A 25,025-nucleotide genomic window follows, 5' to 3' on the forward strand; every position below is an offset into this window, starting at 1 on the left:
GTCAGACCCGGTCGAGCTCCTCGCGCAGCGCGGCGACGAACGCCTCGACGTCGCGCTCCGTCGTGTCGAACGCGCACATCCATCGGACCTCGCCGGTCGCGACGTCCCAGTCGTAGAACCGGAAGCGCGCGCGAAGCCGGTCGGCGACCCCGGGCGGCAGCACCGCGAAGACCGCGTTGGCCTCGACGGGGCGCACGACCTGCACCCCGGGCAGACCCGACACGGCGTCCCTCAGCATGAGCGCCATCGCGTTCGCGTGGCGTGCCGACCTCAGCCAGAGATCGCCCTCGAGCAGCGCGACGAGCTGCGCGGAGATGAAGCGCATCTTGGAGGCGAGCTGCATGTTCATCTTGCGGAGGTACGGGAGCCCGGTCGCCGCCTCGGGATCGAGGACGACGACCGCCTCGGCCCCCATGAGCCCGTTCTTGGTGCCGCCGAACGAGAGCACGTCGACGCCGGCGTCGGTCGTGAACGCGCGCAGCGGGACGTCGAGCCCCGCCGCGGCGTTGGCGATGCGCGCACCGTCCATGTGCAGCCGCATCCCGTGCGCGTGCGCGTGCTCGGCCAGCGCGGCGACCTCGTCGGGCGTGTACCGCGTGCCGAGCTCGGTCGTCTGCGTGATCGAGACGGCGAGCGGCTGCGCGCGGTGCTCGTCGCCCCAGCCCCACGCCTGGCGGTCGACCAGGTCGGGCGTGAGCTTGCCGTCCGGGGTGGGGACCGTGAGCAGCTTGAGGCCGCCGACCCGCTCGGGAGCACCGTTCTCGTCGGTGTTGACGTGCGCGGTCTCGGCGCAGACGACCGCACCCCACCGGGGCAGCATCGCCTGGAGCGACAGCACGTTGGCGCCCGTCCCGTTGAAGACCGGGAACACCTCGACGGCACGCCCGAGGTGGCCGGCCATGACGTCGTGCAGGCGCGCGGTCCACCGGTCCTCGCCGTACGCGATCTCATGGCCGACGTTCGCCTCGGCGAGCGCCGCGAGGACCTCCGGGTGGACCCCGGCGTAGTTGTCGGACGCGAAGCTCACGCGGTTCTCGGTGGTCGGACGGGACGTGGTGTCGTGCAGCGCGGTCACGCGGGCGATCCTCTCATCCGGACCCGACGGGTCGCGGACGCGGTGCGGGTGTCAGGCGTCGTGACCGGTGATCCCGGCGGTCGAGGCGACCACGTCGCCGATCCGTCGCGCGAGCGCCTCGTAGAACATCGACAGGGGGAACTCGTCCGCCAGGACCGCGTCGGTCATCTCCTTGAGCGGCGCGGTGAGCGGCAGCGCGTCGGGACCCTTGGCCCACGTCGACGCGGGGTGCGGCGTCACCGTCCCCGACACCAGGGCGTACGCCGCGAGCCAGTGCGCGATCTTCGGCCGGTCGATGGAGCGCCAGTACAGGTCGTCGATCTCACGACCGAGCGCGAGCACGGCGTCGGCGACGTCCTCCCAGTCGACCGAGAGCCGGTTGTCCGTCCAGTGCACGACGTGGTGCTGGTGCAGCCACGCGAAGAGCAGCTGGCCGCCCAGGCCGTCGTAGTTGCGCACGCGCGACCCGGTGACCGGGAAGCGGAAGACGCGGTCGAACAGGACCGCGTACTGGACCAGGCGTGCGTGCGGCAGGCCCTCCGCCTCGAGTGCGACCGCCTCGCGGAACGCCGTGAGGTCGCACCGCAGCTCCTCGAGCGCGTAGAGGAAGTACGGCATCCGCTGCTTGATCATGAAGGGGTCGAACGGCAGGTCACCGCGCATGTGGGTCCGGTCGTGGATGAGGTCCCACATCACGAAGGTCTCCTCCGCGAGGTGCTGGTCCTCGAGCAGCCGGGCCGCGTCGGGCGGGAGCGCGAGGCCCGTGGTGTCGGCGGCCGCCCGCACGACGCGGCGGAAGCGGGCCGCCTCGCGGTCGCAGAAGATCGCGCCCCACGTGAACGTCGGGACCTCGCGCATCGCGACGGTCTCCGGGAACAGGACGGCCGAGTTGGTGTCGTACCCCGCGGTGAAGTCGACGAACCGGATCGGCACGAAGAGCCGGTTGGAGTACGCGCCGGCCTCGAGCTCCGCCACGAACGAGGGCCACACGACCTCGACGAGGACGGCCTCGAGGTGCCGGTCCGGGCTCCCGTTCTGGGTGTACATCGGGAAGACGACGAGGTGCTGGAGACCGTCGACGCGCTGGGTCTGCGGCTGGAACGCGACGAGCGAGTCGAGGAAGTCGGGCACGCCCAGCCCCGCGTCGGACCAGCGACGCAGGTCCTCGACGACCGCCTCGAGGTACGCGGCGTCGTGCGGCAGCCGGGGTGCGAGCGCGCGCACGCCGTCGACCACGCGCCCGACCAGGCCGCGTGCCCGGTCGTGGTCGGCGGGGTCGGGCACCGACCCGTCCTTGGCCTGGAGCGGCTGGAGCTCGTGCACCGCGTCCTTGAGCGCGTGCCAGGCGGGGTCCTCGGCGAGTGCCGCGCGGCGCGGCCCACCGGCCGGTCGCACGGCGGGAGCGGTCCATGCGACGAGGTTGCGCACGAGCTCGTCCGCCCACGGTGCGTCGGGCAGGTCGGCGGCGACGACGGCGACGCGGCTGCGGACCGCGTCGCGCGAGCGCTCGGCGGCCGCGGCGACGACGGCGCCGGAGGGGTCGCGCAGCAGCGCTCCCCCGTCCTCGACGCCCACGTGCGCGCCGACCGTGCCCTCGGGTGCGACGACGCGGGCGAGGAGGTCCTCGGCGGTCAGCCGGGCCGCGTGCTCGCGGTCCGCGCGCAGCGCGGTCGGCTCCTCGGCCCGCGCCTCGACGCGCAGGCCCGCGGCGGCGAGGCGCCCGAGGACGTCGTCGGACCACGGTCCCGCGCCCACGACGACGAGGCCGGCCCCGTCGTCGAGCGCCGCGCGGTCCGCTGCGGTCAGGTCGGCGTCGGGACGGCGCACGAGGACGTCGGTCCGGGTCAGGAGCATGGGAGGTCGTCCCTCTCGCCGGGCGGCGGGGCCGCGGGGTGGGCGGCGGTGCCGCGGGTTACCGCACGGTACGGGGATGTCCGAATACTGGTCAATGGTTCGTGACCATGGCCCCTGGCGCAGGGACGCGCACGACGCGGGTCGCCGCCCGCGCGTGCGTCGTACGTCACGTCCGCCCCGTCGGAGGGGCCCGACGCGTAGACTCGGGGCCATCGCGTCGTGCGTCCGGCGCACAGCCCCCCACGACCCGACGGGACACCCATGTCGTCTGCCCCCACGTCCGACCCCGCCCGAGAGCCCGACCTCGCCGACCTCGGCCTGCCGGGCGCGCTGCTGGACTCCGTGCTCGACATGGGGTTCGTGCGCCCGACGCCGATCCAGGCGGCCGCGATCCCGGTCCTCCTCGCCGGGCGCGACCTGACGGGCGTCGCGCAGACGGGCACGGGCAAGACGGCGGCCTTCGGCCTCCCGCTGCTGGCGGCCGTCGACCCCGACGTGCGCGCGGTCCAGGCCCTCGTTCTGACCCCGACGCGCGAGCTCGCGCAGCAGGTCGCCGAGGCGATCACCGGCTTCGCGCGCCGCATCCGGGGGATCGGCGTGGTCGCGGTGTACGGCGGGGCGCCGTTCCTGCCCCAGCAGCGCGCGCTCGCCGCGGGCGCCCAGGTCGTCGTCGGGACGCCCGGACGCGTCATCGACCACCTCGACCGGCGCACGCTCTCGCTCGACGCGATCCGGTTCCTCGCGCTCGACGAGGCCGACGAGATGCTCCGCATGGGCTTCGCCGAGGACGTCGAGCGGATCTTCGGCGCGGCCCCCGAGCGCCGCCAGGTCGCACTGTTCTCCGCGACGATGCCCGCGGGCATCGTGCGCGTCGCCGCGCAGCACCTCGTCGACCCGGTCCGGGTCGCCGTCGACCGCGAGTCGTCGACGGTCTCGGCCGTCCGGCAGACCTTCGCCGTGGTGCCGCACCGGCACAAGATCGGCGCACTCGCGCGCGTCCTCGCGACGCGGGACACCGAGGGCGCGATCGTCTTCACGCGGACGCGCAGCGCCGCCGAGGAGGTCGGGCTCGCTCTCGTCGCCCGCGGGCTCTCCGCGGCGACGATCTCGGGCGACGTCGCGCAGAAGGACCGCGAGAAGATCATCGACCGCCTCCGCAACGGCTCGCTCGACACCCTCGTCGCGACCGACGTCGCGGCGCGCGGGCTCGACGTCGACCGCGTCGGCCTCGTGGTCAACTTCGACGTGCCGACCGAGCCGGAGGCGTACGTCCACCGGATCGGGCGCACGGGCCGCGCGGGCCGGACGGGCACCGCGCTGACGTTCGTGACCCCCAAGGAGCGTCACCGCCTCCGCGCGATCGAGCGGACCACGCGTCAGCGCCTCGAGGAGGTCCCGCTCCCCACGCCCGCCGACGTGTCCAAGCACCGCGTCGAGCGGCTCCTCGCCCAGACGCCCGAGCGGCACGCCGCCGGTCGCCTCGAGCTGTACCGCGCGGCGCTCGAGGAGCACGTGGCGTCGTCGGGCCTCGAGCTCGTGGAGGTCGCTGCGGCCCTCGCAGCGCTCGCGGTCGGCGACGACCGGGCCGCACTCGAGGAGCCCGAGGTGCTCGAGGAGCCCGTCGCGCTCGACGGCGTCCGCTACCGCCTCGCGGTGGGCCACCGCCACGGCGTGCGTCCCGACGCCGTCGTCGGTGCCCTCACGGGCGAGGGCGGTCTGACGGGCAAGGACATCGGCAAGATCGACATCCACTCGGGCTTCACGCTCGTCGAGATCAACGCCGAGCTCGGCGACGACGCGATGCGCCGGATCGCCGCCGCCCGCGTCGCCGGTCAGCGGCTCGCCATCCGCCCGGACGAGGGGCCCCGGCCCCGCTCCGCGGCGAGCGCGACGTCGCACCCGGGGACGCACCGGCCGCACGACCGCCCGGGCCACGCCCGGCGTGGCCACGAGCGCCACGAGGACCGGTCGGACCGGCGTGCGCCCTCGCGGACGGACCGCCCCGACCGTGGCCGTCCGACCGAGCGCGCGGTCGGCGAGCGCTCCACGAGCCGTCCCCGGTCCGCCGCACCGCGCACGGGTGGACGACCGCAGCAGGGGCGTCCGGGCCGCGGCTGACGGGCGTCAGCGCGCGTCGCGGCGCTCCGCGAGCTGGCGGCGCTGCTCGTCGAGGACGAACCGGAAGAGCTCGTCGGTCACGCGCTCCGGCGCGCCCACGATCCGGCACCCGTACGCGTCGTCGGTCCTGATGGTCTGGTGCCGCACGACCTCGACCAGCAGGTCGACGGGCGTGCGCGTCGCCGTGAACGGCAGGACCAGGCGCGTGCCGAGCTCCATCTCCGCCGAGCACCGGAAGCGCAGGCCGTGCGCGCTCACGTCGATCACGACGACGTCGAGCGGGGGGTCGAGCGGCTCCGGGCCCTCGTCGCCGACGACCGCGGTGACGCGGTGCGGGAGCTCGACGGCGACGCGGACGGCCTGACGGTGCTGGACGCGCTCGCGCAGGCGCAGGTCGCGCAGGCCGACCCGGCCTGCCTCCGCGAACACGACGACCGCGTCGTAGGTGCACTGCCCGGACACCTCGCCGAGCACGTGCGCGACGACCGGGTCGCCCTCCTCGAGCCACCGGCCGCTGAAGCGCTCGGCGGCGACGACCAGCGTCCCGCCCTCGTGCTCGCGCACGAACCCGTCGGCGAGGAGCTCGCCGTCGGTGCCGTGGACACGGCACGCATCCAGCTCGTGACCCACCGCGGAACCCTCCTGTCCGACGACCGCACCGGCCCCTGCCGACCTGTGCCGACCTGTGCCGACGTCGCGCGCAGACTCTAGTGCTCAGTCGTGGCTCGCCGGCTCCTCGGCGTCCCCGGCGGCGTGGCGCGCGACCACGAAGAGCAGGTCCGAGAGGCGGTTGAGGTACCGCAGCACGAGGGCCGAGACGACGTGGCCCTCCTGCTCGGCCAGGACGACGTGCCGCTCGGCGCGCCGGACCACCGAGCGTGCGTGGTCGACGGTCGCCGAGGCGGCGGTCGCGCCCGGCACGATGAAGACCGGCCGGAGCGGACGCTCGGCGACGAGGGTGTCGACGAGCCGCTCGAGCCCCTCCACCATCTCCTCCGTGACGGTCGACACGCCCGGCCGGAGGCGGTCGCGGTGCGCGGGGTTCGTCGCCAGGTCGGCGGCGACGACGAAGAGCTCGCGCTGGAGGCCGAGCAGGAGCGTCGCCAGGCGCTCGTCGTCGCACGTCGCGCGCGCGACACCGAGCACCGAGACCGCCTCGTCCACGTCGCCGCACGCGTCGACCAGGACGTCCGCCTTCGACACCCGGCTGCCCAGGAACAGGCCCGTGCTGCCGTCGTCGCCCGCTCGCGTGTAGATCCGCACCTGGTCTCCTCGTGCTCGTGCGTGCCGTCCGCGCGGGTGCGCGTCGGACGGTGGTCGGGTCCTCGGGGGTGGTCCCGGGCGGCAGGCGGTACGGTGTCCCGCGTCGGCTCGTCGCCGACACCTCTTCACCACGTCCTGCGACCAGGGGAAGCCGGTCCGAGTCCGGCGCTGACCCGCAACCGTAGGCCGCGTGCCCCCCACGCGGCGAGCCGGAGCACCTGCGCGGGACGAGAGGCTCCTACCGTCGAGGCATACGGGACGGAGCCCGGGTCGTCGTCACGACCCCGGGGCCTGCTCCGCGGTCGACGCCGGTGCCGGGTCCGTCGCGGACCGCTCAGAAAGAGGCACCGTGTCCCTGCGTCACCGTGCGGCCGCGCTCAGCGCCGCCGCCCTGCTCACCCTCCTGCCCGCCCTCCCGGCGGCCGCTGCGACCGACGACGGCGCCTGCTCGGCGACGTCCGGCGTGGCGGTGGTGGTCGACTCGACCGCGCTCGGCGGCGACCTCGAGGTGCGGTGCGCGCCCGAGGCCGGCGGCACGGGCGCCGAGGCGCTCGAGCTCGCGGGGGTCGAGGTGACCCGCGACGACGCGTCCATGATCTGCGCCGTCGGCGGGCTGCCGGACCCGTGCGCCGAGGAGTTCACGGGCGAGTACTGGGCGTACTGGCAGGCACCCGCCGACGGCGAGTGGACCGCGTCGATGGTCGGCGCGGACGAGGCCACGACGTCGGACGGCGGCGCCGAGGGCTGGTTCTGGTCGGACGGCACGACGCCGCCGGAGATCACGCCGGCCGAGGCGGTCGAGCGCGCGTCGGCCGCGTCGGCCGAGCAGGCCGACGAGGCCGCGTCCGCGGAGGACGGCGCCGACGGCACGGCGGCCGCCGCCGACGACACGTCCGGTACGCCCACGGCGCTGCTCGCGGGCGGCGCGGCGGCCCTCCTGGTGGCGCTCGTCGCCGGCGTCGTGCTCGTGCGCCGGTCCGCGGGCCGGTCGACCGGCACCGCGCCCTCCGCGGCTCGCGAGCACGCGGACGACCGGGTCTGACGTGCACCCCCTGGCCTGGTGGGCGTGGGCGCTCGGCGTCGCGGTGGCCGTGACGAGGACGGCGGACCCCTGGGTCAGCGGTCTGCTCGTCGCGGCGACCGTGACGGTCGTGCTCGCGCGTCGTCAGGCCACCCCGTGGGGGCGCGCCTTCACGGGGTACCTCGGCCTCGCGGCCCTCGTCGTCGTCGTGCGCGTCGCGTTCCACGTGCTCGTCGGGATCAAGCCGCCCGGGCCCGTGCTCCTGGACCTCCCGCGCGTCGAGCTCCCCGCGTGGGCGGTGGGCGTGCACCTGCTCGGTCCCGTGACGCTCACGGGGCTCTTGCCCGCGCTGTGGGAGGGCCTGCGCCTCGCGGCGCTGGTGCTGTGCTTCGGCGCCGCGAACGCGCTCGCCAACCCGCGGCGCGCGCTGCGGTCGCTGCCGTCGGCGCTGCACCCGCTGTCCTCGGCCGTCGTCGTCGCCGTGAGCGTCACGCCGCAGCTGGTCCGCTCGGCCCAGGAGGTCCGGCGGGCGCAGCGGCTCCGGGGCGACGAGCCGCGCGGCGTGCGCGGTCTGCCCGCGCTCGTCGTCCCGGTCCTGACCGACGCCCTGGACCGGTCGCTCGCGCTCGCGGCGTCGATGGACTCGCGCGGCTACGCGCGCGCGGTCCCCGGCACCTCGGACGCGCGCGTCGGGGCGCTGCTGCTCGGCGCCCTCGTGGCAGCCGTCCTGGGCACGTACGGCCTGCTCGACGGCACGACGCCCACCTGGCTCGGTGCGCCCGTCCTCGCGGTCGGGCTCGCCGCTGCCGTCGCGGGCGGCGTGCTCGCGGGGCGGCGCGTCCGGCGCACGCGGTACCGGCCCGACCGGTGGGGTGCCGCCGAGACGGTCGTCGCGGCGTGCGGTGCGGCCGCAGCGCTCGTCGTGGTCGTGGCGACCACGGCCCTCGGCGTGCCCGCCGGCGCGAGCGGCGCGGGGTCGCCGACGGGCGGATGGGCGGCTGCGGGCGTCGCCCTCCTCGCGGCGGCGGTCGCCGTGCTGCCCGCTCTCCTCACCGTCGACGGGGGCCCGCAGGGACCCGCGGGCCGCGCCCTGCGGCCGTACGGCGGACCCGCGCTGCGCGAGGGGGCGTCGTGATCCGGTTCGACGGGGTCGGTGTGACCTACGCCGACGCGCCCGTGCCGGCGCTGCGCGACGTGGACCTGCACGTCGCCGAGGGCGAGCTGTGCCTGGTCGTCGGTCCCACGGGCGCCGGGAAGTCGACGCTGCTGCAGGCCGCCTCGGGACTCGTCCCGCACTTCACCGGCGGGACGCTGACGGGGCGCGTGACGGTCGACGGCCGCGACACGCGCACGCACGCGCCGCGTGACCTCGCCGACGTGGTGGGCGTGGTGCTCCAGCGCCCCGCCGCGGGCTTCGTGACCGACACGGTCGAGGAGGAGCTCGCCTACGGCATGGAGCAGCTCGGCGTCCCTGCGGCCACCATGCGCAAGCGCGTCGAGGAGGTCCTGGACCTCCTCGGGCTCGCGGCACTGCGTGCGCGGCCGCTCGCGGACCTGTCGGGCGGGGAGCAGCAGCGCGTCGCGATCGGCGCGGTGCTCGCGAGCCACCCCCGGGTCCTCGTCCTCGACGAGCCGACGTCGGCGCTCGACCCGTCCGCCGCCGACGACGTGCTGTCCGCGCTGACGCGCCTCGTGCACGACCTCGGGATGACCGTGCTGCTCGCCGAGCACCGGCTGGAGCGCGTCGTGCAGTACGCGGACCACGTCGTCCTCCTCGACGCGGACGGGAGCGCACGCGACGGGGAGCCGGCCCACGTGCTCGCCGCGAGCCCGGTCGCGCCGCCGATCGTCGAGCTCGGTCGGCTCGCCGGCTGGTCCCCCCTCCCCCTGAGCGTGCGCGACGCGCGCCGCCTCGCCCCCGCGCTGCGCACGCGGCTCGCGGACGCCGCCGACGCGCAGCAGCGCCACGACCAGGGAAGACGTGCGGTCCGGGCAGCCGGGACCGCGCGTCGCGCCGACCCGACGCGACACCTCCCGCTCCTGCAGGGCGCCGCGGTCGAGGTACGGCACGGCCGCACGGTCGCCGTACGGGACGTCGACGTCGCGGTCCGTCCTGGTGAGGTCGTCGCGCTCATGGGCCGCAACGGCGCGGGCAAGTCCTCGCTGCTGTGGGCGCTGCACGGCGCCGGCCAGCGGTCCGGTGGACGCGTCGCGCTCTCCGACGGGACCGACCCCGCCCGGCTCGCGCCGCACGAGCTGCGCCGCCACGTCGCACTCGTCCCGCAGGAGCCGCAGAGCCTGCTCTACCTGCCCACGGTCGCCGACGAGTGCGTGGCGGGCGACCGCCAGGCCGGTGCGCCGGCCGGGACGACGGCGGGACTCCTCGCCGACCTCGCCGGCGCGGTGGACCCCGGCTCGCACCCCCGTGACCTGTCCGAGGGTCAGCGTCTCGCGCTGGTGCTCGCCGTCCAGCTCGCGGCCGGGCCCGGGGTCCTGCTGCTCGACGAGCCGACGCGCGGCTTCGACTACGCCGCGAAGGCGCGCCTGGCCCGGGCCCTCTCGAGCCATGCGGACGCCGGGGGCGGGGTGCTCCTGTCGAGCCACGACGTCGAGTTCGTCGCCGAGTGCGCCCACCGGGTCGTCGTGCTCGCCGACGGCGACGTCGTCGCGGACGGCGACGCGCGCGAGGTGCTCGTCGCCTCCCCCACGTTCGCGCCGCAGGTCGCGCGGATCCTGCACCCCGTCGAGCTCCTGACCGTCGCCGAGGTCGCGCGCGCGCTGGGGCGGTCGACGTGAGCGCGCGGTCCGCGCACGACGCGATCCCGGTCGGCGGGCGGACCGCTGCGGTCCTGGTCCTGTCCGGGCTCGCAGGGCTGCTCGCGTTCACCTGGCCGCTCCTCGTGCAGCGCGGCAGCGCGCTCGAGCACTCCGTCGACGCCCCGCTCGTGCTGGCGGGCGTGCTGGTCGCGGTGCTCGCGTGCGTCGTCGTCTCGGTGGCCGACGGCGGCGTGGACGTCAAGGCGGTCGCGCTGCTGGGCCTCCTCTCGGCCGTCGGCGCGGTGCTGCGCCCGCTCTCGGCGGGCACGGGAGGCGTCGAGCTCGTGTTCGCGGTGCTCGTCCTCGGCGGGCGCGTCCTCGGACCGGGCTTCGGGTTCGCGCTCGGGTCGACGACGATCCTCACGTCGGCGCTCCTGACCGGGGGCGTCGGCCCCTGGATGCCGTTCCAGATGCTCGCGGCGTCCTGGGTCGGGCTGGGCGCGGGCCTCCTCCTGCCGCGCGTGCGCGGGCGTGCGGAGACGGCGGTCCTCGTGGGGTACGGCGCGGTCGCGTCGCTCGCCTACGGCCTGCTCATGAACCTGACCTTCTGGCCGTTCCAGGTCGGTGCCGGCACGGGGCTGTCGTTCGTGGCGGGCGACCCGGTGACCGAGAACCTCGGCAGGTTCCTCGTGTTCAGCGCCGTCACGTCCCTGGGCTGGGACGTCGGCCGCGCCGTGACGACGGTGCTCGTCCTCCTCGCGCTCGGACGGCCCCTCCTGCCGGTGCTCCGGCGCGCCGCGACGCGTGCCCGGTTCGTCCCGGATGCGTCGCGCGGCCGCGACACGCCCGTCGACGCGACACGCCGTGGGCCCGAGACGCTCGTCCACAGGGCCGGGACGGCGTCCACAGCGCCGACCTGCGCGGATACCGACGGCTGTGGATGAACGCCCTACCCCTGGGGTGATCGAAGGGAACAGGCCACTACATCTAGTGGTTGCACCGGTGTAAGTTGGTTCTCGTCGCGACGCGCGCAGCCCCACCACCGGGTCTCCCCGGGTGGCCGGAGCCGGCACGCGGGCACCGGCCGGCGCGACCCCGAGGGGCGACCTCGGGCGGCCGACGAGCACCGATCCACGAACCACCTGACCCCGTCCGCGACGAGGGCCGGCCCCCTGGAGGAACCACATGACAGAGACGTCGGAGAGCACGGGCAAGACCTCCGCGCGCGCCGCCAAGGGACGCCGACGCGGCCTGACCGTCGGGCGCGTGTTCACCACGCCGGGCGTGCACCCGTACGACGAGGTCGCGTGGGAGCGCCGTGACGTCGTGCAGACCAACTGGAAGTCCGGCGAGACGATCTTCGAGCAGAAGGGCGTCGAGTTCCCGCAGACGTGGTCGATGAACGCGACCACGATCGTGACGACCAAGTACTTCCGCGGCGCGGTCGGGTCGTCCGTGCGCGAGTGGAGCCTCAAGCAGCTCATCGACCGGGTCGTGCTCACCTACACCAAGGCGGGTCGGGACTTCGGCTACTTCGCGACCGACGAGGACGCGACGGTCTTCGAGCACGAGCTGACGTGGATGCTCCTCAACCAGGTGTTCTCGTTCAACTCGCCGGTCTGGTTCAACGTCGGCACGCCGTCGCCGCAGCAGGTCAGCGCGTGCTTCATCCTCGCCGTCGACGACACGATGGAGTCGATCCTCAACTGGTACCGCGAGGAGGGGATGATCTTCAAGGGCGGCTCGGGCGCCGGGCTCAACCTCTCCCGCATCCGCTCGTCGAAGGAGCTGCTGTCCTCGGGTGGCACCGCCTCCGGGCCCATCTCGTTCATGCGCGGCGCCGACGCCTCGGCGGGGACCATCAAGTCCGGCGGCGCCACGCGCCGTGCCGCGAAGATGGTCGTCCTCGACGTCGACCACCCCGACATCGAGGAGTTCGTCGAGACGAAGGCGCGCGAGGAGGACAAGATCCGCGCGCTGCGCGACGCCGGGTTCGACATGGACCTCGGCGGCCGGGACATCGTCTCCGTCCAGTACCAGAACGCGAACAACTCGGTGCGCGTCAACGACGAGTTCATGCGCGCCGTCGAGAGCGGCGGGTCGTTCGGCCTGCGCGCCCGCTCAGACGGCTCGGTCATCGAGCAGGTCGACGCGAAGGGCCTGTTCCGCAAGATCGCCCAGGCGGCGTGGGAGTGCGCCGACCCGGGCCTGCAGTACGACAGCACGATCAACGACTGGCACACGAGCCCCGAGTCGGGCCGGATCAACGCCTCGAACCCGTGCTCGGAGTACATGCACCTCGACAACTCGTCGTGCAACCTCGCGTCGCTCAACCTGCTCAAGTTCCTGCGCGAGGACGACACGTTCGACGTCGAGCGCTTCGAGAAGGCCGTCGAGCTCGTCATCACGGCGATGGACATCTCGATCTGCTTCGCCGACTTCCCCACCGAGGCGATCGGCGAGACGACGCGGGCGTTCCGCCAGCTCGGCATCGGCTACGCCAACCTCGGCGCGCTGCTCATGGCGACCGGCCACGGGTACGACTCCGAGGGCGGCCGCTCCCTCGCCGCCGCGATCACCTCGCTCATGACCGGCACCGCGTACAAGCGGTCGGCCGAGCTCGCGGGCGTCGTCGGGCCGTACGACGGCTACGCGCGCAACGCGGACGGGCACAAGCGCGTCATGCGCAAGCACGCCGCCGCGAACGACGACATCCGCACGCTCGACGCGATGGACGGCTCGATCCACACCGCGGCGACCCGGGTGTGGGCCGAGGGCAACCGGATCGGCGAGGCGAACGGCTGGCGCAACGCGCAGGCGTCCGTCCTGGCCCCCACGGGCACGATCGGCTTCATGATGGACTGCGACACGACGGGTGTTGAGCCCGACTTCTCGCTGGTCAAGTTCAAGAAGCTCGTCGGCGGCGGCTCGATGCAGATCGTCAACCAGACGATCCCGCGTGCGCTGCGCCGGATGGGCTACACCGAGGAGACCATCGAGGCGATCGTCGAGTTCATCGCCGAGAAGGGCCACGTCATCGGAGCGCCGGGCCTGCGGTCCGAGCACTACGAGGTCTTCGACTGCGCGATGGGCGAGCGGGCCATCTCCCCCATGGGTCACGTCCGGATGATGGCCGCGGTGCAGCCGTTCATCTCGGGCGCGATCTCCAAGACGGTCAACATGCCGGAGACGGCGACCGTCGAGGAGGTCGAGGAGATCTACTTCGAGTCCTGGAAGATGGGCATCAAGGCGCTCGCGATCTACCGCGACAACTGCAAGGTGGGGCAGCCGCTGTCCGACGCGAAGGCCAAGAAGGCCGACGAGCCCGCGCCGGCCCCGGTCGTCGAGTCGTCGGCGCCCGCCCGGGCGACGCGCAAGCGTCTCCCCCGCCAGCGCGAGTCGGTCACGACGTCGTTCACGGTCGGCGGTGCGGACGGCTACATCACGGCCGGCACGTACCCGGGCGACGGGCTCGGCGAGCTGTTCCTCAAGCTCGGCAAGCAGGGCTCGACGCTCGCGGGTGTCATGGACGCCTTCTCGATCGCGGTCTCGGTGGCGCTCCAGTACGGCGTCCCGCTCGAGACGTACGTGCAGAAGTTCACGAACATGCGGTTCGAGCCGGCCGGCATGACCGACGACCCGGACATCCGGATGTCGCAGTCGATCATCGACTACGTGTTCCGGCGTCTCGCGCTGGACCACCTGCCGTTCGAGACGCGTGCGTCGCTCGGGATCTTCACGACCGAGGAGCGGGCCCGCCAGCTCGAGACCGGCTCGTACGAGCCGCTCAGCGGGGCGGCGTCGCTCGGCGACGCCGACGAGCCCGAGGTGCCCGCCGTCGCGACGCAGCCGACCCCGCCGGCACCCGTCGAGGCCGAGCCCACGGCTGTCGTCACTCCGCTCGACGTCTCGTCCGTGCACTCGTCGGCCGAGCTGCTCGAGCTGCAGCTCGGACGGACCGCGGACGCTCCGCTGTGCATGAACTGCGGGATCAAGATGCGCCCGTCGGGCTCGTGCTACGTGTGCGAGGGCTGCGGGAGCACCAGCGGCTGCAGCTGACCCACCGGTACGCCACGGAGCGGGCGGTCCCCCTCGGGGGGCCGCCCGCTCCGTCGTCCGTCCGGCCGCAGCGCACGCGTTTCACCCGGGTGATCCCTGGCCCGCCCGGGGGCGCCGATGCCGGCCACCACGGACACCCCGGATCGCGTCGCGCTCGGCCCCGACGCCGGTGCCCGCGCACGGCGCGGGACGGTGTCGCAGGTCACGGCGCCGAGTGGCGCGCATCACCTGGCCCATGGGACGACTCGGTTACGACCGGATAACGGCGCGGTTGGTGTGTGGATCGTGTGCACACGGTTCACCGGTCCGTTCAAGTTCGGGTGAGGGTGGCCGACAGGTAGACGGAGGCCCTGGTGGACGCGGGCCCTCTCGGCAGCCGGCCGACGACCACACGACACCGAGGACGACGCACGTATGACGCAGCAGGTCGAGGCGCCGCTCACGCGACGCGCCCTGCGCGCGCCCGCGCCCCCCAGGGGTCAGGGTGACGCCGCACCGCACGCCACGAGCCCGACCCCGACCGCACCGCGGACGCGGCGCGAGATCCGCCTCGCCGAGCTCGCCGCCCTCGGCGGCGACGCGGTCCTGGTGGCTCCGCGCGAGTCCGCCGACGCACCCGTCGTCGAGCCGGCGTGGCCCGCGGTCGCCGCGGCCCCGCGGACGGAGACGGCCGACGCCGTACGCACCCCCGTCGAGCCTCCCGTCGCTGCCGACGACCAGCCCCGCACGCCCCAGGGCGACCGGCCCCTCACGCGGCGCGAGATCCGTCTCGCCGAGCAGGAGCGCGCGCGCCAGGAGCAGGAGCGCGAGGCCGAGCGCGCACGCCTCGCCCGTGCGGCTGCCTGCCGCCCGCCGTTCGTGCCCTCCCTCGTCGTCGCGTCGCGCGACGGCGTGCGCCAGCTCTCCGACCGCGCGTCGGGTCTGCTCGCGACCCTCGTCCGCGGGGGTGTGCGGCCCGTGGCCGTCGTCGCCGTCTCGGCGGGTCTCCTGGTCGCCGGCGTGAGCCAGGTGCAGGCGGAGCAGAGCGTGCTGCGGACCGCGATGGAGCAGGCGCAGGCGGCGCTGACCGAGCAGTCGCGCCTCGACCGCGCGTCGCAGGCCGCGACGGACCGCCTCAACGCCCAGGCCGCTGCCTACGCGTCCGCGCGACGCACGGAGGCCGTCGAGGCCGCGTCGGTCGCCGTCCAGACCGCCCAGGGCGTCAAGGAGGTCGCGGCACCCGTCGTCGACGAGGCGACCCTCGCGTCCCTCGAGGCGGCCGCAGCCGAGCTCGAGGCACTCCTCGCGCAGACCGCGGTGCCCGTCGACGAGCAGACGACCGTGCCGTCGACCGACGACGTGACCACGACGTCGAACGACGTCTCCGCGGCGGAGCAGCCCGGCGACTCCGGGGAGACCGGAGCGGCCGTGGAGTCGACCGAGCCGACCGAGCCCGAGGCCCCCGCTGACCCGACCGACGACGACGCCGACGCCACCGAGCAGCCCGCGGCGGAGGACTCCGCCGCCGAGGCCGCCGAGGCCGACGGTGACGAGACCACGTCGGTCCGGCGCAGCGCGAGCTCCTCGCGCAGCGCCGAGCGCTCCGAGCTGCCCGACGAGGAGGCCGGCGAGGTCGTCGCTCTCGACCTCGAGGTGAGCGAGCAGATCCTGGCCGCCGCCCAGCAGGTCACGCAGCTCTCCGCCGAGGTCAAGGCCACGGCCGACGCGAAGATCGCCGAGGCCCAGGCCGCCGCCGCCGCGGAGGCGGCCGCACGCGCCGCCGCCGAGGCCGCCGCGGTCGAGCTCCAGCGCAAGGTCGACCTCGCCCGGTCCGCCGACAACGGCGAGATCCCGGCGGAGGCGCTGTGCGGTGTGGGGTTCGCGTCGGGCGTGCAGCTGCGGTGCGACGCCGCCGCGGCGCTCGAGACCCTCAACGCCGCGTACCGCGCGGACTTCGGCCGTGACCTCGACGTCGTGAGCTCGTACCGCTCGTACGGTGCGCAGGTCACCACCAAGCAGGCACGCGGATACCTCGCGGCCCAGCCGGGGACGTCCAACCACGGCCTCGGCATCGCGGTCGACTTCGGCGACTTCGGCGGCGTCGGGAACTTCGGCACCGCGAACTACCGCTGGATGAAGGCCAACTCCGAGCGGTTCGGCTGGTATCACCCGCGGATCATGGAGCCCGGCGGCGGCGGTCCGCAGGAGCCGTGGCACTGGGAGTTCGGCACGACGGACTGATCCATGCGTGACGACCTGACCGACCGGCTGCCCGAGGACCAGCGGGCGCACGACGCGTGGGACTCCGTGCTCGTCCCCGGAGCCCTCCGCACGGTTCACCAACCACTCGTGGACCTCACCTCGGGCCGCGTCGTCGGCCTCGAGGCGCTCCTGCGCGGGCCCCGCGGGTCCGCCTGGGAGCTCCCGCTGCCCCTTCTCGCCGCCGCCCGCGCCGCCGGCCGGGCCGCCGATCTCGACCTGGCGGCCGCGCGCTCGTCGCTGGCCTCCGCAGCCGCCTCGGGCGCGCCGACGACCCTCTTCGTCAACGTCGAGCCCAGCACGCTGAGCGACCGGCCCGCCGAGCTCGCCGGCGTCCTCGCGGACCGCGCGCCGCAGGTCCAGGTGGTGGTCGAGCTCACCGAGCGAGCCCTCGCCGCGGACCCCGCGGCGGTGCTCGCCGGAGCCGAGCGCCTGCGGGAGGTGGGCTGCGCGATCGCGCTCGACGACGTCGGGGTCGAGCCCGAGTCGCTCGCGTTCATCCCGCTCCTGCGACCCGAGGTCGTCAAGCTCGACCTCGGCCTGCTCCGGACCGTCGAGGACCCGGCCACGATCACGGTCGCGGGTGCGGTGCGCGCCTACGCCGAGGCGACGGGTGCCGAGGTGGTGGCGGAGGGCGTCGAGACCGAGGACGACCTCGCACGCGCCCTCGTCGTGGGCGCGACGCTCGGCCAGGGCTGGCACTGGGGCAGGCCCACGGAGGAGCCGCGGCCCACGGGGCACGAGCCCGAGCGGTTCGGACCCCGCCCCGTGGGTGAGGCGCTGTGCGCGACGCCCTTCGACGTCGTCGCCAGCCGGCTGCGCGTCCACCGCGCACCGAAGCGGCTGCTCCTGCCGCTGTCCCGGACCGTCGAGCTCGCCGCGGAGCAGTCGCGCATCCCGCCGCTCCTGGCGAGCACGTTCCAGCACCACGCCCAACTCACCCCGCACACCGCCCGCCGCTACTCGGCCCTCGGCTCACGCCTGCCGTTCGTCGCGGCGCTCGGCGTGGCGATGCCCGCCGCACCGGCGGACGGGGTCCGTGGCTGGTCGCTCCGCGAGGACGACCCGCTCGCGTCGGAGTGGACCGTCGTGATGCTCGGTCCGCACGAGGGCGTCGCCCTGGTGGCCCGGGACTGCGGGGAGACGGGCTGCGCCGACGGCGACCGGCCCTTCGACTTCGTCGTCACGCACGACCGCGACCTCGTCACCGCGTCCGCGCACGCGCTCGTGGGCCAGCTCGGCGGGCGCTGAGCCGCCCGCCGGATCCGCAGGGACCACCGCCGAGGGACGGTGCGGGCCGGACGGTGCGGGCTGGACGGTCCGGCTCAGGAGGGTCAGGCCTCAGCGGTCCTGCTGCGCGTCCGTCTCCCCCGGCTCACCGTGCTCGGCGACGACCTGGTCGTAGACGGGCGTGTCCCAGTCCTGGGACCGGGCAGCCCGACGGGGGCCCTGGGACGACCGCTCCTGGGTGTCGGGCAGGCTCATGGCATCTCCGTTCTCGCACGACGCCGCATGACGCCGCATGTGCGTACGGCGGCATCATGACGCCTGACGGCGCCGGACGCACCTCAGGCCGATCTTCGTCGTCAGGGCGCGACGCGTCCCTGGGCGACGAACGCCTCGTGCGTCAGGGGCATGAGGCCGGCCCACAGCCGCTCCATCTGCCGCGCGACGGCCTCGATCTCGGCCTGGGGGAACGAGGGGAACGTGCTGCCCTCCTCGTGGACGCGCAGCGAGAGGAAGTTCATGAGCGACCGCGCGTTCATCGTCACGTACATCGACGAGTAGATCGTCAGCGGCAGCACGGCCCGCGCGACCTCCCGGGCGACGCCCGCGTCGAGCATGCGCCGGTAGCTCGCGTACGCGTCGCGGCACACCGTCTCGATCTCCCCCGTCACGAGCGCGTGCTGCTCGGCCGACCCGGGGACGAACGTGTAGGCGCCGGGCTTGCCGACCTGGACGAGCGGGCGCTCGTGGGAGGGGCGGTAGAACACCGGACGGAGCTCGCGGTAGCGCCCCGACTCCTCGTTGTACGACGCGATGCGGTGCCGCATGAACTCCCGGAAGACGAAGATCGGCGCGGACACGAAGAACGTCATCGAGTTGTGCTCGAACGGCGAGCCGTGGCGGTCCCGCATGAGGTAGTTGATCAGCCCGCGGGAGCGCCCGGCGTCCTCGCCGATGTGGTCGAGCGTCTTGTCACCCTGCGTCGACACGCGTGCGGCGAACAGCACGTCCGAGTCGGCGGCCGAGTGCCGGACCAGCTCGACGGTCATCTCGCTGCGGAACTCCACCTCGGCCGGCTCTGCGTCCACGCTGGTCCTCTCAGGCTGCGTCGGCCCCGGCGCCGTGAGCGGCCGGAGCGGATGTCCCGACGAGACTACCGAGGCCGTGGGCACGCACCGTCGCACGTCCGCGCGCACCGGCAGGGTGCCGTCGCGGCGGCCCCCGGCGGCGCGCCGGGGCGGGAGGGTCGGCAGGACCTAGGTCCTGGTCGTAGCCTGGCGGCACATCGGGCAACGGCGCCCACGCTCCACAAGAGCACGGGCTCCGCTGGACAACGGAGCGATACATGTTGCGTTCAGACGTCTCCCCGAACCCTCTCCGCGACCGCGACGAGCAGGGTTCGCACCACGACGAGCAGGGACCGGACGGCCTCGTCCAGCTGCTGACCCCGGACGGCGAGCGCCGACCGGACCCCGAGTACGAGTGCTGGGTCGGCGACGTCGACGACGAGCGCCTGACCGGCCTCTGGGCGGACATGACGATCGTCCGCCGCCTCGACGCCGAGGCGACCGCCCTGCAGCGCCAGGGCCAGCTGGGCCTCTGGCCGCCCCTGCTCGGGCAGGAGGCGGCGCAGGTCGGGTCCGCTCGCGCGCTGCGGCGCGACGACTTCGTGTTCTCGAGCTACCGCGAGCACGCCGTCGCGCACTGCCGGGGCGTCGGGCCCGCCGACCTGCTGCGCATGTGGCGTGGGACCGCTGCCTCGGGCTGGGACCCCTACGAGGTCGGGATGGCGACGCCGGCGATCATCATCGGCGCGCAGACCCTGCACGCGACGGGCTACGCGATGGGGTGCGCGAAGGACGGCGTCGACGCCGTCGCGGTCGCGTACTTCGGCGACGGCGCGACGAGCCAGGGTGACGTCAACGAGGCCATGGTCTTCGCGGCCAGCTTCCACGCCCCCGTCGTCTTCTTCTGCCAGAACAACCAGTGGGCGATCTCGGAGCCCGTCGGCCTGCAGGCCGTGCGTCCGGTGGCCGACCGCGCGCCGGGCTTCGGGATCCCGAGCGTGCGGGTCGACGGCAACGACGTCCTCGCGGTGCACGCCGTCACGCGGGTCGCGCTCGACCGCGCGCGCCGGGGTGAGGGGCCGACCTTCGTCGAGGCTGTCACCTACCGGATGGGTCCGCACACCACGGCGGACGACCCGACGCGGTACGTCGACCCGGCCGACCGGGCCCGGTGGGCCGAGAAGGACCCGCTGACCCGCGTCGAGCGGTACCTCGAGCGCCGCGGCGTCCTCACCGACGCCGTCCGCGGCGACGTCGACCACCGTGCCGACGCCGCCGCGACGGCGCTGCGCGACGCGTGCCACGCGCTCACCCCACCCGGTCCGCTCACCCTGTTCGACCACGTCTACGCGACGCCGACCCCGACGCTCGAGCGTCAGCGTCGCGAGCTCGCGGCGTACCTCGCGACGTTCGAGGAGACGTGATGGCGACGACGACGTTGGCGGGTGCGCTCAACAGCGGCCTGCGCCGGGCGCTCGAGGACGACCCACGGGTGCTCCTCATGGGTGAGGACATCGGCCGGCTCGGCGGCGTGTTCCGCGTGACGGACGGCCTGCAGCGCGACTTCGGCAAGGACCGTGTCATGGACACCCCGCTGGCCGAGGCCGGGATCATGGGGACGGCCGTGGGGCTCGCGTACCGCGGGTTCCGGCCCGTCGTCGAGATCCAGTTCGACGGGTTCGTGTACCCGGCGTTCGACCAGCTCGTCACGCAGGTCGCCAAGCTCCGCAGCCGCACGCGCGGCGCCGTCGCGATGCCGATCACGGTGCGGATCCCCTACGGCGGTGGCATCGGCGCGGTCGAGCACCACTCGGAGTCGCCCGAGGCGTACTTCGCCCACACCGCGGGCCTGCGGGTCGTGACGTGCGCGACGCCCCAGGACGCGCACACGATGGTGCGGCAGGCGGTCGCGTGCGACGACCCGGTCGTCCTCCTCGAGCCCAAGCGGCGCTACTGGGTCAAGGAGGAGGTCGTCGAGGACCCCGAGGACGTGCTGCCCCTGGACCGCGCTCGCGTCGTCGTCCCGGGCAGCGACGTCACGCTCGTCGCGTACGGCCCGCTCGTCGCGACCGCGATCGACGCGGCCGCGGCGGCCGCCGACGACGGCGTGAGCGTCGAGGTCGTCGACCTGCGCTCGCTCGCGCCGCTCGACCTCGACACGGTCGAGGCGTCGGTCCGCCGGACGGGTCGCCTCGTCGTCGCGCACGAGGCGCAGCGCACGGGTGGGCTCGGCGCCGAGCTCGCCGCGTGCGTCACGGAGGACTGCTTCGAGCACCTCGAGGCGCCGCCGGTCCGGGTCACCGGGTACGACGTGCCCTACCCCCCGTCGAAGCTCGAGGAGCACTTCCTGCCGGACCTCGACCGGATCCTCGACGCGGTCGACCGCGTCATGGGCCGTCCGCACTCGCGGCTCGGCCTCGCCGCCGGGGCGGGGGTGGCCTCGTGATCCGCGCGTTCACCATGCCGGACCTCGGCGAGGGGCTGACGGAGTCCGAGCTCGTCACGTGGCACGTCGCGGTGGGCGACCGCGTGGAGCTCAACCAGGTGGTCGCCGAGGTCGAGACGGCGAAGGCCCTCGTGTCCGTGCCCTCCCCGTTCGCCGGGGTCGTCGCGCGCCTCGAGGTCGAGGAGGGGGCCGTCGTCCCCGTGGGGGCCCCGATCCTCGCGGTCGACGTCGCGGAGCCGGCTCGCGTCGAGGACCCCGACGGCGCGGTGGCGGTCGGTGTCGACGGTGCGACGACGGCCGCGGACGGTGCGGCACGGGCGGAGAGCGCCGACGGGGCGGGACAGGTCGGGAGAGCCGAGCCCGCCGACGGCGCCGACCGGCCAGCACCGGCCGCCCGGACCTCGGTCCTCGTCGGCTACGGACCCGCGGTCGAGACCGCGGGCCGTCCGCGTCGCCGTCCGCGGAGCGCGCGGTGGGTCGCCGAGCACGCCACGGCGCCGGCCGTCCCGGCGCCCGCGCGACCAGGCGGCGGGGGCCGCCCGCGGTGCCACCCGCCCGTGCGTCGGCTCGCGCACGACCTGGGGGTCGACCTGGCGTCCGTCCCGGGCTCCGGTCCGGACGGCCTCGTCACGCGCGACGACGTCGTCGCGTGGGCGGGGCGCAGCACGCCCGGAGGGACCGACGCCGTCGGTGACACCGCGCCCGTGCAGCCAGCGGCGCGCGAACGGCGCATCCCGGTCACGGGTGTGCGGCGGCGGACGGCCGAGGCGATGGTCGCGAGCGCGTTCACTGCGCCGCACGCGACCGAGTTCCTCACGGTCGACGTCACGCCGAGCCTCGAGCTCCTCGAGCGCCTGCGGCAGGACCGTCGCTTCTCGGGCACCCGGGTGACCCTGCTGACGCTCGTCGCGAAGGCGGTCCTCGTCGCGCTGCGTCGCACCCCGTCGCTCAACGCGCGGTGGGACGAGGAGGCCGGCGAGGTCGTCGAGCGGGACTACGTGCACCTCGGCGTCGCGGCCGCCACGCCGCGTGGGCTGCTCGTGCCCGTCGTGCACGACGCCGACGCGATGGACCTGCTCGCGCTCGCCTCGGCGCTCGCCGACCTGACGTCCGCAGCGCGGGAGGGGACGACCGAGCCGAGGGCGCTCGTGGGCGGGACGACGACGGTCACCAACATCGGCGTCTTCGGCGTCGACGCCGGGACCCCGATCCTCGTGCCGGGTGAGGCCTCGATCCTCGCGACCGGTGCGGTGCGCCGCCGTCCGTGGGAGCACGAGGGCGGGATCGCGCTGCGCAGCGTCATGACGCTGAGCGTCTCCTTCGACCACCGGCTGGTCGACGGCGAGCAGGCATCCCGGTACCTCGCGGACGTGGGCGCGGTGCTCGCGTCACCGGGTGCGACGCTCGCGCTCGTCTGAGGACGGGGTGGGTCGGTCGGGTCGCACGGGCCCGACCGGCCCGCCGGCCTCCCTCCATCCGGCCCGCGGGCCCACCCGCGTGCCCACCGGCGGTCCCGTCCGGCGGGATCAGCCGCCGGACGGGCCGCCGTGGCCGAGCGCCGCGAGCGCCATGCTCTCCAGCAGGGGCCGGACGGCCGCGGCCGGGACGCCCGCCGCGCTGTGCGGCGTGGAGTTGAGCAGGCCGAAGGTCGCGTGCGCGCGGACCCGCAGGCGCGCCGGGTCGGCGTCGGGCGTCAGCCGCGCCAGGACACCCACCCACAGCTCGACGTACGCGCGTTGGAGCGCCCGGACGGTGCGCCGCTCGTCGTCGGCGAGCGACTCGAGGTCGCGGTCCTGCACGCGGATGACGTCGGGCCGGCCGAGCGCGAAGTCGACGTGGAAGCGCACGAGCGAGCGCAGCGCGTCCTGGTCGCCGTCAGCGTCCGCGACGACGGCGAGCCCTCCCTCGTGCAGCCGCGCGCTCGCCTCGACGAGCAGCGCCGCGAGAACGGCCTGCTTGCTCGCGAAGTGCCGGTACACCGCGGGCCCGCTGACGCCGGCGGCGGCGCCGAGGTCCTCGATCGAGACGCCGTCGAAGCCGCGTAGAGCGAACAGCCGGGCCGCCGCCGCGAGCAGCGCGGTGCGGCGGTCGTCCTTCGCGCGGCTGCGCGCGGTCGGGCGCTCGCGGACGGCGTCGGGCACGGGTGCGTCTCCTCCCCGGGCGACCTGTCGGTCGTCGTCGTGCGCGGGTGCGTCGCGTGGACACGGCGCTCGTCGCACACTAGCGTCCTTTCAGTTAGCAGTCGTTAACTCAGATCGTGCTCGCACGACCGACCCCGGAAGGCGTCAACGGTGACCCTCCTGGCCACGACGGCGGACCCTGCCGACCCGACCTACCGCAGCACCGCCGACGCCCAGCGCGCGCTCGTCGAGGACCTCCGCGCGCGCCTGCGCACCGCGGCGCTCGGCGGGCCCGAGGCGTCCCGTGCGCGGCACGTCGCGCGCGGCAAGCTCCTGCCGCGGGACCGCGTCGACGCGCTCCTGGACCCGGGCAGCCCGTTCCTCGAGCTCGCGCCGCTGGCCGCGACCGGCATGTACGACGACGAGGCGCCCGGGGCGGGCGTCGTCGCCGGCATCGGCCTCGTGCACGGCCGTCACGTCCTCGTCATCGCGAACGACGCGACCGTCAAGGGCGGCACGTACTACCCGATGACGGTGAAGAAGCACCTGCGGGCCCAGGAGGTCGCGCTCGAGAACCGGCTGCCGTGCGTCTACCTCGTCGACTCCGGCGGGGCCTACCTGCCGATGCAGGACGAGGTCTTCCCCGACCGGGAGCACTTCGGCCGCATCTTCTACAACCAGGCCCGCATGTCGGCCGCGGGCGTCCCGCAGGTCGCGTGCGTCATGGGCTCGTGCACCGCGGGTGGGGCGTACGTGCCGGCCATGAGCGACGAGACGGTGATCGTGCGCGACCAGGGGACGATCTTCCTCGGCGGTCCCCCGCTCGTGCGAGCCGCGACGGGTGAGGTCGTCACGGCCGAGGAGCTCGGCGGCGGCGAGCTGCACACGCGCACGTCGGGCGTCACCGACCACCTCGCCGACGACGACGTGGACGCGCTGCGCATCGTGCGCGACGTCGTCGCGACGCTCCCGCGTCCGTCCGCCCCGGTGTGGGACGTCGCCGAGCCGCGCGAGCCGGCCCTGCCCGCCGAGGACCTGTACGGCGTCGTCCCGGTCGACCTGCAGACCCCGTACGACGTGCGCGAGGTGATCCGGCGTGTCGTCGACGGCAGCGAGCTGCACGAGTTCAAGCGCGAGTACGGCCCGACGCTCGTCACGGCGTTCGCGCGCATCCACGGCCACCGCGTCGGCGTCGTCGCGAACAACGGCGTCCTCTTCTCCGAGTCCGCGCTCAAGGGAGCGCACTTCGTCGAGCTGTGCGACCAGCGCGGGATCCCGCTGGTGTTCCTGCAGAACATCTCGGGCTTCATGGTCGGCCGCGACTACGAGGCGGGCGGCATCGCCAAGCACGGCGCCAAGATGGTCACGGCCGTCGCGACGACGCGTGTGCCGAAGCTCACCGTGGTGATCGGGGGGTCGTTCGGTGCGGGCAACTACTCGATGTGCGGGCGTGCCTACTCCCCCCGCTTCCTGTGGATGTGGCCGCAGGCCCGGATCTCCGTGATGGGCGGCCCGCAGGCGGCGTCGGTCCTGGCCACGATCCGCCGCGAGCAGGCCGAGGGACGCGGTGAGGAGTGGACCGACGCCGACGAGGAGCGGTTCACCGCGCCGATCCGCGCGCAGTACGAGACGCAGGGCAGCCCCTACTGGTCCACCGCCCGGCTGTGGGACGACGGCGTGATCGACCCGCTCGACACGCGCCGGGTCCTGGGCATGGCGCTCGACGTCTGCTCGCGCGTGCCCCTGCCCGAGCCCCGCCTCGGCCTGTTCCGGATGTGAG

19 protein-coding genes are annotated in these 25,025 nt (G+C 74.8%); 12 read left to right on the forward strand and 7 right to left on the reverse strand.

Annotated elements, in window-relative coordinates:
- Nucleotide 1: 1 nt before the first annotated feature.
- Nucleotides 2-1,075 carry a threonine aldolase family protein gene (locus tag IEV86_RS02095; RefSeq protein ID WP_052425982.1) on the reverse strand — a complete coding sequence of 358 codons (1,074 nt, stop codon included), beginning with the start codon at nucleotides 1,073-1,075 and terminating at the stop codon, nucleotides 2-4.
- Between the two features lie 51 nt (nucleotides 1,076-1,126).
- A complete protein-coding gene (locus IEV86_RS02100; protein ID WP_043604138.1) occupies nucleotides 1,127-2,470 on the reverse strand; it encodes a DUF6421 family protein in 1,344 nt (447 codons plus the stop codon).
- Between the two features lie 720 nt (nucleotides 2,471-3,190).
- Between IEV86_RS02100 and IEV86_RS02105 the strand changes: the two genes are divergently transcribed.
- On the forward strand, nucleotides 3,191-5,047 hold the full coding sequence (locus IEV86_RS02105) for a DEAD/DEAH box helicase (RefSeq protein WP_081978571.1): 1,857 nt from the start codon (nucleotides 3,191-3,193) through the stop codon (nucleotides 5,045-5,047).
- 6 nt (nucleotides 5,048-5,053) lie between these two features.
- Here IEV86_RS02105 and IEV86_RS02110 read toward each other — a convergent pair whose 3' ends face one another.
- Nucleotides 5,054-5,677 carry a PilZ domain-containing protein gene (locus tag IEV86_RS02110; protein ID WP_043604077.1) on the reverse strand — a complete coding sequence of 208 codons (624 nt, stop codon included), beginning with the start codon at nucleotides 5,675-5,677 and terminating at the stop codon, nucleotides 5,054-5,056.
- 84 nt (nucleotides 5,678-5,761) lie between these two features.
- Nucleotides 5,762-6,310: a cob(I)yrinic acid a,c-diamide adenosyltransferase gene (locus IEV86_RS02115; protein ID WP_043604078.1), complete on the reverse strand. Its 549-nt coding sequence runs from the start codon at nucleotides 6,308-6,310 to the stop codon at nucleotides 5,762-5,764.
- A gap of 349 nt (nucleotides 6,311-6,659) precedes the next feature.
- Between IEV86_RS02115 and IEV86_RS02120 the strand changes: the two genes are divergently transcribed.
- The 7 genes from IEV86_RS02120 to IEV86_RS02150 all read left to right on the forward strand — a co-directional run bounded on the left by IEV86_RS02120 (nucleotide 6,660) and on the right by IEV86_RS02150 (nucleotide 17,636).
- Entirely contained in the window at nucleotides 6,660-7,352 is a 693-nt protein-coding gene (locus tag IEV86_RS02120) for a hypothetical protein (protein ID WP_052425983.1), read from the forward strand.
- Nucleotide 7,353: 1 nt separating this feature from the next.
- Nucleotides 7,354-8,466, forward strand: coding sequence for an energy-coupling factor transporter transmembrane component T (locus IEV86_RS02125; protein ID WP_188484530.1), 1,113 nt, complete (start codon nucleotides 7,354-7,356; stop codon nucleotides 8,464-8,466).
- A complete protein-coding gene (locus tag IEV86_RS02130; protein ID WP_043608652.1) occupies nucleotides 8,463-10,127 on the forward strand; it encodes an ABC transporter ATP-binding protein in 1,665 nt (554 codons plus the stop codon). The genes IEV86_RS02125 and IEV86_RS02130 overlap by 4 nt, the downstream gene beginning before the upstream one ends.
- Nucleotides 10,124-11,032 carry an ECF transporter S component gene (locus IEV86_RS02135; protein WP_081978876.1) on the forward strand — a complete coding sequence of 303 codons (909 nt, stop codon included), beginning with the start codon at nucleotides 10,124-10,126 and terminating at the stop codon, nucleotides 11,030-11,032. The genes IEV86_RS02130 and IEV86_RS02135 overlap by 4 nt, the downstream gene beginning before the upstream one ends.
- 241 nt (nucleotides 11,033-11,273) lie before the next feature.
- Complete coding sequence (locus IEV86_RS02140; protein WP_043608651.1) at nucleotides 11,274-14,147, forward strand: vitamin B12-dependent ribonucleotide reductase; 2,874 nt, start codon at nucleotides 11,274-11,276, stop codon at nucleotides 14,145-14,147.
- 414 nt (nucleotides 14,148-14,561) lie between these two features.
- Complete coding sequence (locus IEV86_RS02145) at nucleotides 14,562-16,367, forward strand: M15 family metallopeptidase (protein WP_052426443.1); 1,806 nt, start codon at nucleotides 14,562-14,564, stop codon at nucleotides 16,365-16,367.
- Between the two features lie 3 nt (nucleotides 16,368-16,370).
- Entirely contained in the window at nucleotides 16,371-17,636 is a 1,266-nt protein-coding gene (locus IEV86_RS02150; protein WP_043608650.1) for a sensor domain-containing phosphodiesterase, read from the forward strand.
- A gap of 90 nt (nucleotides 17,637-17,726) precedes the next feature.
- On the opposite strand, the gene IEV86_RS02155 is transcribed toward IEV86_RS02150, so the two are convergent.
- Nucleotides 17,727-17,870, reverse strand: a complete 144-nt coding sequence (locus IEV86_RS02155) for a hypothetical protein (protein WP_161784071.1) — start codon at nucleotides 17,868-17,870, stop codon at nucleotides 17,727-17,729.
- 101 nt (nucleotides 17,871-17,971) lie between these two features.
- Complete coding sequence (gene thyX, locus IEV86_RS02160; RefSeq protein WP_052426444.1) at nucleotides 17,972-18,661, reverse strand: FAD-dependent thymidylate synthase; 690 nt, start codon at nucleotides 18,659-18,661, stop codon at nucleotides 17,972-17,974.
- Nucleotides 18,662-18,957: 296 nt separating this feature from the next.
- On the opposite strand from thyX, the gene pdhA reads away from it, so the two are divergent.
- Genes pdhA through IEV86_RS02175 form a run of 3 tightly spaced genes read left to right on the forward strand, consistent with a single transcriptional unit; the run spans nucleotide 18,958 to nucleotide 22,543 of the window.
- Complete coding sequence (gene pdhA, locus IEV86_RS02165; protein ID WP_043608646.1) at nucleotides 18,958-20,103, forward strand: pyruvate dehydrogenase (acetyl-transferring) E1 component subunit alpha; 1,146 nt, start codon at nucleotides 18,958-18,960, stop codon at nucleotides 20,101-20,103.
- Nucleotides 20,103-21,125: an alpha-ketoacid dehydrogenase subunit beta gene (locus tag IEV86_RS02170; RefSeq protein ID WP_043608644.1), complete on the forward strand. Its 1,023-nt coding sequence runs from the start codon at nucleotides 20,103-20,105 to the stop codon at nucleotides 21,123-21,125. Before pdhA ends, IEV86_RS02170 begins: the two co-directional genes overlap by 1 nt.
- A complete protein-coding gene (locus tag IEV86_RS02175; protein WP_229734438.1) occupies nucleotides 21,122-22,543 on the forward strand; it encodes a dihydrolipoamide acetyltransferase family protein in 1,422 nt (473 codons plus the stop codon). The genes IEV86_RS02170 and IEV86_RS02175 overlap by 4 nt, the downstream gene beginning before the upstream one ends.
- 108 nt (nucleotides 22,544-22,651) lie before the next feature.
- Here IEV86_RS02175 and IEV86_RS02180 read toward each other — a convergent pair whose 3' ends face one another.
- Nucleotides 22,652-23,266, reverse strand: a complete 615-nt coding sequence (locus tag IEV86_RS02180; protein WP_188484531.1) for an SACE_7040 family transcriptional regulator — start codon at nucleotides 23,264-23,266, stop codon at nucleotides 22,652-22,654.
- A gap of 150 nt (nucleotides 23,267-23,416) precedes the next feature.
- Between IEV86_RS02180 and IEV86_RS02185 the strand changes: the two genes are divergently transcribed.
- Nucleotides 23,417-25,024 (forward strand): carboxyl transferase domain-containing protein, encoded by a 1,608-nt coding sequence (locus IEV86_RS02185; protein WP_043610292.1) that lies wholly within the window; start codon nucleotides 23,417-23,419, stop codon nucleotides 25,022-25,024.
- Nucleotide 25,025: the final 1 nt, after the last annotated feature.

The organism is Cellulomonas carbonis (assembly GCF_014636275.1).
In the GTDB taxonomy this organism is placed as follows: Bacteria; Actinomycetota; Actinomycetes; order Actinomycetales; family Cellulomonadaceae; genus Actinotalea; species Actinotalea carbonis.

Bases quoted from the DNA above. Each gene is read 5' to 3' on its own strand.
- IEV86_RS02105 (WP_081978571.1), top strand. From the start codon at position 3,191: ATGTCGTCTGCCCCCACGTCCGACCCCGCCCGAGAGCCCGACCTCGCC.
- IEV86_RS02150 (WP_043608650.1), top strand. From the start codon at position 16,371: ATGCGTGACGACCTGACCGACCGGCTGCCCGAGGACCAGCGGGCGCAC.
- IEV86_RS02170 (WP_043608644.1), top strand. From the start codon at position 20,103: ATGGCGACGACGACGTTGGCGGGTGCGCTCAACAGCGGCCTGCGCCGG.
- pdhA (WP_043608646.1), top strand. From the start codon at position 18,958: ATGTTGCGTTCAGACGTCTCCCCGAACCCTCTCCGCGACCGCGACGAG.
- IEV86_RS02140 (WP_043608651.1), top strand. From the start codon at position 11,274: ATGACAGAGACGTCGGAGAGCACGGGCAAGACCTCCGCGCGCGCCGCC.
- thyX (WP_052426444.1), bottom strand. From the start codon at position 18,661: ATGACCGTCGAGCTGGTCCGGCACTCGGCCGCCGACTCGGACGTGCTG.
- IEV86_RS02155 (WP_161784071.1), bottom strand. From the start codon at position 17,870: ATGAGCCTGCCCGACACCCAGGAGCGGTCGTCCCAGGGCCCCCGTCGG.
- IEV86_RS02145 (WP_052426443.1), top strand. From the start codon at position 14,562: ATGACGCAGCAGGTCGAGGCGCCGCTCACGCGACGCGCCCTGCGCGCG.